7 protein-coding genes are annotated in these 8,445 nt (G+C 37.9%); 1 reads left to right on the top strand and 6 read right to left on the bottom strand.

Annotated elements, in window-relative coordinates:
* Positions 1–38: 38 nt before the first annotated feature.
* Positions 39–1,190 carry an alanine--glyoxylate aminotransferase family protein gene (locus tag FJR37_RS24765; RefSeq protein ID WP_053539464.1) on the top strand — a complete coding sequence of 384 codons (1,152 nt, stop codon included), beginning with the start codon at positions 39–41 and terminating at the stop codon, positions 1,188–1,190.
* A gap of 226 nt (positions 1,191–1,416) precedes the next feature.
* Here FJR37_RS24765 and FJR37_RS24770 read toward each other — a convergent pair whose 3' ends face one another.
* The 6 genes from FJR37_RS24770 to FJR37_RS24795 form a co-directional block, all read right to left on the bottom strand.
* Positions 1,417–2,589, bottom strand: coding sequence for an IscS subfamily cysteine desulfurase (locus FJR37_RS24770; protein WP_039201356.1), 1,173 nt, complete (start codon positions 2,587–2,589; stop codon positions 1,417–1,419).
* Between the two features lie 141 nt (positions 2,590–2,730).
* The gene (locus FJR37_RS24775) at positions 2,731–3,357 is read right to left on the bottom strand and encodes a type I restriction endonuclease (RefSeq protein ID WP_168467383.1); all 627 of its coding nucleotides are present in this window, start codon (positions 3,355–3,357) and stop codon (positions 2,731–2,733) included.
* Between the two features lie 548 nt (positions 3,358–3,905).
* Positions 3,906–4,382, bottom strand: a complete 477-nt coding sequence (bcp, locus tag FJR37_RS24780; protein ID WP_039201358.1) for a thioredoxin-dependent thiol peroxidase — start codon at positions 4,380–4,382, stop codon at positions 3,906–3,908.
* Between the two features lie 45 nt (positions 4,383–4,427).
* Complete coding sequence (locus FJR37_RS24785) at positions 4,428–5,384, bottom strand: ribonuclease Z (protein WP_168467384.1); 957 nt, start codon at positions 5,382–5,384, stop codon at positions 4,428–4,430.
* 452 nt (positions 5,385–5,836) lie between these two features.
* Complete coding sequence (locus FJR37_RS24790; RefSeq protein WP_039201362.1) at positions 5,837–6,736, bottom strand: histidine kinase; 900 nt, start codon at positions 6,734–6,736, stop codon at positions 5,837–5,839.
* Positions 6,737–6,967: 231 nt separating this feature from the next.
* On the bottom strand, positions 6,968–7,645 hold the full coding sequence (locus FJR37_RS24795) for a response regulator transcription factor (RefSeq protein WP_168467385.1): 678 nt from the start codon (positions 7,643–7,645) through the stop codon (positions 6,968–6,970).
* Positions 7,646–8,445: the final 800 nt, after the last annotated feature.

Consider the following 8,445-nt stretch of genomic DNA (forward strand, 5'->3'; position numbering starts at 1 on the left):
TCTAAAGACGCTGAGTTTCCCACTTACCGGGTATTCTTATGACATCTACCATTTCCATTAACGACAGTCAGCGGTTAGGACTTGAACCTCTAAATATTCCCCACCGTCTCCTATTGGGTCCAGGTCCTTCTAACGTCCATCCGGCCATATTACAGGCGATGAATACCACACCTGTAGGGCATTTAGATCCGGCTTTTTTAAACCTCATGGATGAGATTCAATCTCTGTTGCGTTACGCATGGCAAACAGAAAACCCCCATACTATTGCTGTCAGTGGCACGGGTACAGCCGCTATGGAAGCCACGTTAGCTAATTCTGTAGAACCGGGTGATGTCGTATTAATTGGGGTAGCTGGTTATTTCGGTAATCGCTTGGTAGATATGGCGGGTAGATATGGGGCAGATGTGCGAACTATTACTAAACCCTGGGGACAAGTTTTCAATTTAGAGGAAATCAGTGCCGCAGTTGCTACCCATAAACCGGCAATTTTGGCTTTAGTTCATGCCGAAACTTCCACCGGCGCACGTCAACCTTTAGATGGTGTGGGTGAGTTGTGTCGTCAACATGGCACATTGTTGTTAGTAGATACTGTTACCAGTTTAGGTGGTGTTCCCATATTTTTGGATGAATGGGGCGTTGATTTGGCTTATAGCTGTAGTCAAAAAGGGCTGGGTTGTTCTCCAGGTGCGTCACCGTTTACCATGAGTGGGCGGGCAATGGAGAAGCTACAGAAGCGTCAATCTAAGGTGGCAAACTGGTATTTAGATATGACATTGTTGGGGAAATATTGGGGGAGCGATCGCACATATCACCACACTGCACCAATTAACCTATACTATGGATTACGGGAAGCTCTACGTTTAGTAGCAGAAGAAGGTTTAGCCAGTTGTTGGCAACGTCACCAAAAAAATGTCGAATATCTGTGGGAAGGATTGGAAGACATGGGTTTAAAAATGCACGTTGAAAAAGAATACAGATTACCAACTTTAACCACTGTTTGTATTCCCGAAGGAGTAAATGGTAAATCAGTTGCTAGGCAGTTATTAATTGAGCATAATATTGAGATTGGCGGCGGTTTAGGTGAACTTGCCGGTAAAGTTTGGCGTGTAGGTTTAATGGGTTTTAATAGCCGTCCTGAAAGTGTAGATAAGTTGATAGCTGCACTAGGAACAATGATCTCTAATAATTAGTTTTCCATAGGGGCAATGCCCCCGTGCTTGCCCCATTCGATTTACAGCAAATTGTCATCAAACCCGGAACAAGAACCCCACCCCCAACCCCCTCCAGTATCAAAAGCTTATCCTTTTCTTCCCCCCGCTGCGGGGGGATTTAGGGGGGTGCGATGAGGGGGCTAAGATGTACCTTATATGATTGGAAATCGCTGTAGGTAACCACAGGGGGTTTGCCCAAACCTTTTCAGCAAACCCTCATTACTGACGCGCTTCTTAAACCTTGCACAGTAGAAATTACCTGTTGGGCAACTTGATCAATTTCCTCAACTGTATTAAATCTCCCAATCCCAAATCGCATCGAAGCATAAGCTAATTTATCTGAATGTCCCAAGGCTTTCAACACATAGGAAGGGGCAATATTATTAGAAGAACAAGCAGAACCAGAAGACACAGCCACGACTGATTGTAACCCTAAAGAAAGTGCCGCACCATCTACACCTTCCACACTAATATTTAAATTTCCTGCTAATCGTTTTTGAGGATCTCCATTTATATAAATTCCCTCTACAATAGATAACTGTTGCCACAATCTTTCTCTTAATACTGTTAACCGTTGATTTTCTGTTTCTTGTTCGGTTATGGCAATTTCTACAGCTTTACCAAAACCGACAATTTGCGGTGTATATAATGTCCCAGAACGCATTCCTCTTTCATGTCCTCCCCCATGTTGTTGGGAAGCAAGTTTCACTCTGGGATTACGTCTGCGAACATATAAAGCCCCAATTCCCTTCGGTCCATAGACTTTATGGGCTGTAAGAGACATTAAATCAATATTCATCGCTTCCACATCTAAAGGGATTTTACCAATAGCTTGGGCTGCGTCTGTGTGAAAAATAATTTGCCGTTGATGGCACATTGCCCCAATTTCGGCTATTGGTTGTAAAACCCCAATTTCATTATTTGCAGCCATCACAGATACTAAAATTGTATCATCACGCAAGGCTTTTTCTAACTGATTTAAGTCAATTAATCCATCTTTTCTTACTGGCAAAATTGTAATATCAAAACCAAGACTTTTTAAATATTCGCAAGGATCTAAAACTGCTTTATGTTCCGTATTAATAGTTACAATGTGTTGACCTTTTGGGAAATAAGCTTCAGCAATACCTTTAATAGCTAGATTATTTGCTTCCGTTGCACCGCTGGTAAAAACAATTTCTTCGGGTGTCGCATTAATTGCGTCTGCTAAAATTTCCCGTGTTTGTTTAACAGCAGCTTCAGATTCCCAACCATAAACATGACTAATACTAGCCGCATTACCAAACTTTTCTGTAAAATAGGGAATCATAGCAGCCATTACCCTTTCATCAACGGGGGTAGTAGCATGACAATCGAGGTAGATAGGACGACTGGACATAATTAATTGACGATTAAGTAGGTTGGCGTTGAAAATTGTCGTTATGGCAAGGCAAAAGGCAAGAGGCAAGAGGCAAGAGTGAAGAGGGTTTGGGCGATTTTACGTTTCTTTACACAGTTTGGTTTTATTGTGTTCACCTACTTAATTCAAAATTTGACCTAGTTTTTTTAAGATTCGGAAAACTTGATAAAGTTCGTTTTCTCGCTTCAAAAGTGTAAATTGATCAGACAAAGCATATTGAGGTTGATTGATTTGAGAAAGTTTAATAAAAATAAAATCACTGCCATTCATTACTAATCCAAACACGGGTTTTGTAGGTTGAGGATTAGCCAGCATATAAGTAAGTGCTTGAGGTATGGCTTCTAACAGGGAAAAAGCAGGTTTTTTAGATTCAATGACCAATAACCATAATTGTTGCTGGATAACTAAGACATCAATTCTGCCTCTGATAACTTCTTCTTGATCTTCGACGGCAATTTCTATTGATGATTCACTTCTAATCAAGAAAGGTTCATCATAAAATCCAGCTAAACTGAGTAAGGGAGATAAAACTACTAACTTTACTGTTTCTTCCGATAAAGGAGGATGTTTAACCAATCGGAGAAAATGCAATTTTACTCTGTCTAAATATTGCTTTTCTAAATCAGCGATTTCTGGCAAATTTTCTAACCATTCAGTGAAGAATCCTTCATTGTCGGTTTGTTCTAGATCAAATCTTGCCTCTAAATAGGCAATGCCTATATTTTGCGCTTGGATGAATTGAACCATAATACAAATAATGGAATTGATATTCCTATTGTATAAGGTGGGAATATCTCGTTCCTAGTCTCTGACTAGGAATGCAATTGATGAGGCTCTGCCTCTAATATTATTGAAGGCAGAGCCTTCTAGAATTCATTCCCAGTCAGAGACTGGGAACGAGATGAATACTGCCGTTAGGACTTGAACCTAACCGTTGTTTCTTATGAGCCGGGATTTCTCCGTACTAGGATGCTTCAACACATAGATGTTTTTTTGTTCTTACTCACAATTTAATTGTAACATACCACAGGGATTAAAATCCCTCGTGTCCCTTATATCTCAGGTCTAAGAGGGTGTTTGAAAAGTTATGGTTGATGTATCAAATATTTTTTACCCCACCCTAACCCTCCCCTTGTAAAGGGGAGGGAACTGGATTTTTATTGTTTCCCCCCTTTACAAGGGGGGGACTAAGGGGGGTAGCAATGTGATGAAAATTACGGAATACCACTTTTCAAACATCCTCTAAAGACATAAAGACACTGAGCTTTACGCTTACCGGATGCTCTTATAAAAGTTTAATTAGCAGCTAATTCCTGGATTTTCTTGAGTACAGATTCAGCATGACCTTTTGTTTTGACATTAGGCCAAATGTAGGCAATAATTTTATCAGGTGAAATCAAGAAAGTTGAACGGGCAACCCCCATATATTCTTTACCCATAAACTTCTTTAAACGCCATGCACCATAGGCTTCTATTAATTGATGTTCAGAATCAGTTAATAGGGTAATTGATAAATTATGTTTATCTATAAATTTACAATGGGAGGTTGCAGAATCTGGACTAACACCGATGATTTTTGCGCCTGCTGTGGTAAATTCTGAGGATAATTCTGTAAAATCTTGAGCTTCTGTAGTGCAACCAGGTGTATTATCTTTAGGATAAAAATAGAGGACTAGCCACTGATTAAGATCAGCGAGATTGACTAGGTGATTGTTTTGGTCAGGGGTAGAAAAATCCGGTGCAGGTTGGCCAATTTGGGGAATGTTGCTCATAATTAGAGGGCGATAAATTAGGGATAAGTAGAAATTATATCAAAATCATACACTTACATTTGATTCAATTTCCCGTCGGCGAGGGACATCATAAACCATAAAATCATGAGCCATGATTGTTTTCGGAAAAATTGCTTTTGCTTCTTTAAGTAAGTCTTTTAATTCAATAGTATTCCCTGGAGCATAACGAGGGCTAAAATGTGTCATAATCAGTTTACGAACTCCTGCAATGTGTGCCGTTTGGGCTGCCATTGTAGTTGTAGAATGTAGCCTTTGAAAAGCCATTTCTGAATCTTGATGAGCAAACGTGGCTTCATGAATTAACACATCTACATCATCTGCTAATTGCACTGCACCATTACAATAAACAGTATCTGTACAATAGGCAATTTTTCGCCCGATTTCTGTTGGACCACATAATTCACTACCATTGATTACTCTTCCGTCTGCCAGGGTGACTGTTTCACCGCGCTTGAGTTGTCCATAAATTGGACCTGAAGGAATTTCTAAGGCTTTGGCTTTTTCTATATCAAAACGTCCGGTTCTATCTTTTTCCGTGACTCTGTAGCCAAAAGCAGGAATACGGTGATGTAAAAGACCACAGCTAACTGTAAATTCATCATTTTCATAAATTACCCCCGGCTGAACAGTATGCACTTTAATGGGGTAAGAAAAATGGGTGTGGGAGTAACGAGAAGCGGCTTGTAAGTATTCGTTTAATCCCGATGGACCATAAATATCAATTTTGTCTACATTACCTGCTAAACCGCAACTAGCCAGCAATCCCATTAAGCCGAAAATATGATCACCGTGCATATGGGTGACAAAAATTCGGGATAGTTGGCTAACTTTTAAATCACTCCGCAAAATTTGATGTTGAGTTCCTTCCCCACAGTCAAATAACCACAGTTCTGCCCGTTGTGGCAATCTCAGCGCTACGCTGGAAACGTTGCGTGATCTTGTTGGTACACCTGAACTCGTCCCTAAGAATGTAATCTGCACGGTGTTTTTTAGCTTTCCTTTTGCTCAATATGATCCTCGATTCTCTATTTTGACACAGTAAGTAGGGTTTGCTGAATAAGTTGTCTGTGAGGAACAGGAGTATGGCTAACACCACGCTGCGCTATCAGGAGGTAGGGGCGCAGGGCCTGCGCCCATTCAGGAGTACAGGAACAGGCAAGAGGGGAGAAGTTTTGGACGATTTTACTTTTCTTCACATAAGTAATTGGACAAAAATATTTACAGTCATTGCGAGCGAAGGGAAGCAATCACAACCCTTGGAATTGCTTCATTTCACTTCGTTCCATATGGCTAACGCTACGCTAACGCAATGACATTGTGTAATTAATTCTGTCTCACTACTTACCTTTAATTTTTTCTGTTAACCTACTTATTGGCACAGTCAGTTATTGAAGAAAAAGCAAAACATCAAGATTTTCTAATTTTCCTAGTTTTTATTGCCACCATAAAGAATTTTGTAAATGCCAAGATAACTCGCAAAGAGTACCTTGAGGATAAAGGGGAACTCGCCTAAATTTACCTTTAATTTGTTGTGCTAAATTTTTAAATTGTTTTGTTCCCCAACCTTCTTTTAATGGGTAAATCCCTAAACCATCATCTATAATGCTCAGAGTGTAAATCCCTTTATCTTCAACCCAGGAATAAGTAACTTGTAAACAAGTGATGCCGGTGGCGTGTTTACCAACATTACATAAGGCTTCTTCTAAAAATCGGCAAAGTCCTCGCTTATTTTCAATACTCAAACTGCTTTCATCTATAGGCTCAAAACTATGGATTTTTAGTTTGAGGGTTTTAAAACAGGGAAAATCCCGTTCTAAGGTGTAGGTATAAACTTGGTAAAGAATTTCATGTAAAGGGTTTCGCAAATCTATAACTACATTACTTCCTAAATAAAGGCTAGTATCTTGATTAAGAGTTTCTTGTTGCCAAAATTCATATATTCCTCGTAACTCTTGGTTCAATTCTTCAAGTTCTTTTTCTATAATAGGCAGCAATTTATTCATTGGTAAATCCTGCCCTTTAACTAATCTTAAAATTTTAGCTAGACTTTGCAGGGGTCCATTATGAATTGTTTCAAATGTAGTTTCAATCATGGTTTGACGAGCTTTGATTCCAGATTTAATTGTTTGATTATATTGATATAAAGACACGATACTGATGCCATTTACAACCATGACAAAAATTGCTGGAAACATGGAAAATGACCACCCCCAAGTTAATAAAAAATGACTAATCAATACTAGACTAAAAATAGTAATGATAACCTCTGATAACTTGCCTACAGAAACAAAATAAATTTCTTCCTGTAGTTTCTTCCAAAATTGAGTTTGCATAAGCTTTTATTCCAGTCTTAACACCTTAATGATGGAAAAAATATTATTGATTAGAGGATGTTTGAAAAGTATCAGAATTAATCGAGATCCCCCCCAACCCCCCTTACAAAGGGGGGCTAAATTCCTCAAAGTCCCCCTTTTCAAGGGGGATTTAGGGGGATCTGCGGGTGTCAGATCCCACACGAAAAAGTTTTCAAACAACCTCTTATACTAACTTTATTTGTTAGTTGATTAATCAATTAATCCTTCGGCTCTAGCTCTCATTTCCGTTTGAATACGGATATTTTTACCTTCTTCTGGGTAAATATTTAAAGCATCTTGTAACTTACTCCAATAATGACGTACCATGCGTTCAGATATGCACATATTTTTAGCAATTACTTTATCTTGTAATCCTTCTTCAAAGGCTAGATTCAGCACCTTCAACCATTCTGGTTTTACCTCTAAACCTGAATGAATTCCTTTGATATCTTTTGTATGAGTTAATCCCTGTAATGCCCAATCAACTCTAGTTAACATTTCCTGGGTAGAAAGACTTTTATCAGCGACAGTAAAGCCTCCTTTATGATTATCAATATAAGGACGAATGCGGATTAATGTTTTCACATGGGCGCTTTGAATAACAAGATTAAGATGGGAATAATTTTTCATCAAAACCTTAAGCAGTTGAATCCCTGTATCAACTTTCGCTGTAGTTTCTGGCTTCTCTGGTATGGAAAGATCCATAACTACTAGGTCAGGTTGGTAATTAATAACTTGCTCAAAAGCATAACTAGCATTTGTAGCCAGATTAAATTCAGCACTAGGATAGTTTTTTCGTAAAATTTCTACTGTCCCATTTAAAACTGACTCGTGGTCATCAATGACTATGAATTTTAAACATGATTTTTCTGATGGAATTTGTTGCATATCTAATAATTATCCCAATAGTTATACACCTAATAATTTTTGGTTGCTATAGGAATCAAAAATGATAGTTGAAAAATTTTAAGTAGTGTAGGCAATGCCTAGCCTACATATATTTCAAAAATCAAATATTAGTCCTATGTATACTACTATTAATTACTTTTTTTCTAGGTTCTCTTAGTTATAACTTATTAAAGGTGGGGGGTGTTACCCCTCACCCAATGAAAAATATTAGAAAATACTGAGATTATGAAGTTGATGTATAACAATAATAAATATATTTATTTAAAAAAACTTAGGATTAATAAGAGTTGTGGCAGATATAGTAACAGGTACTATAGGAGATATTAAGTAATAGAAAATACTGACTAATAAAACTGCCAAATTGACATAAGGTTTTTGTTAAGTAGGAGCATTTACCTGATATTAAGAATTTAAAGCTATTGTAAAGATGCTCTGATTTTGGTAAATGGGAATAAAAAATCAGAGTAGATATATCAGGATCAGAAATTTTTAGAATAGCCTGATACTTTGTATTTGTTGGAGAATAATATGAATATAAATAGAGAAGTTCTATATGTTTTCCGCAAAGATTGTAGAGACATTCTATGCAATGTCTCTATTTTTTCATGAGATATTTATTCAAATTACAGGACTATTCAATAAATAATACGGCAGAATTAATTACATACATGATTTTCCTGTTCTTTGTTTCTACTAAGAGGATGTTTTAAAAGTGGTATCTCGTAATTTTCATCACATTTTTACCCCCCTTAATCCCCCCTTAATCCCCCCGATGCTTT

Source organism: Aphanizomenon sp. UHCC 0183, assembly GCF_009712065.1.
GTDB classification, from domain to species: domain Bacteria; phylum Cyanobacteriota; class Cyanobacteriia; order Cyanobacteriales; family Nostocaceae; genus Dolichospermum; species Dolichospermum heterosporum.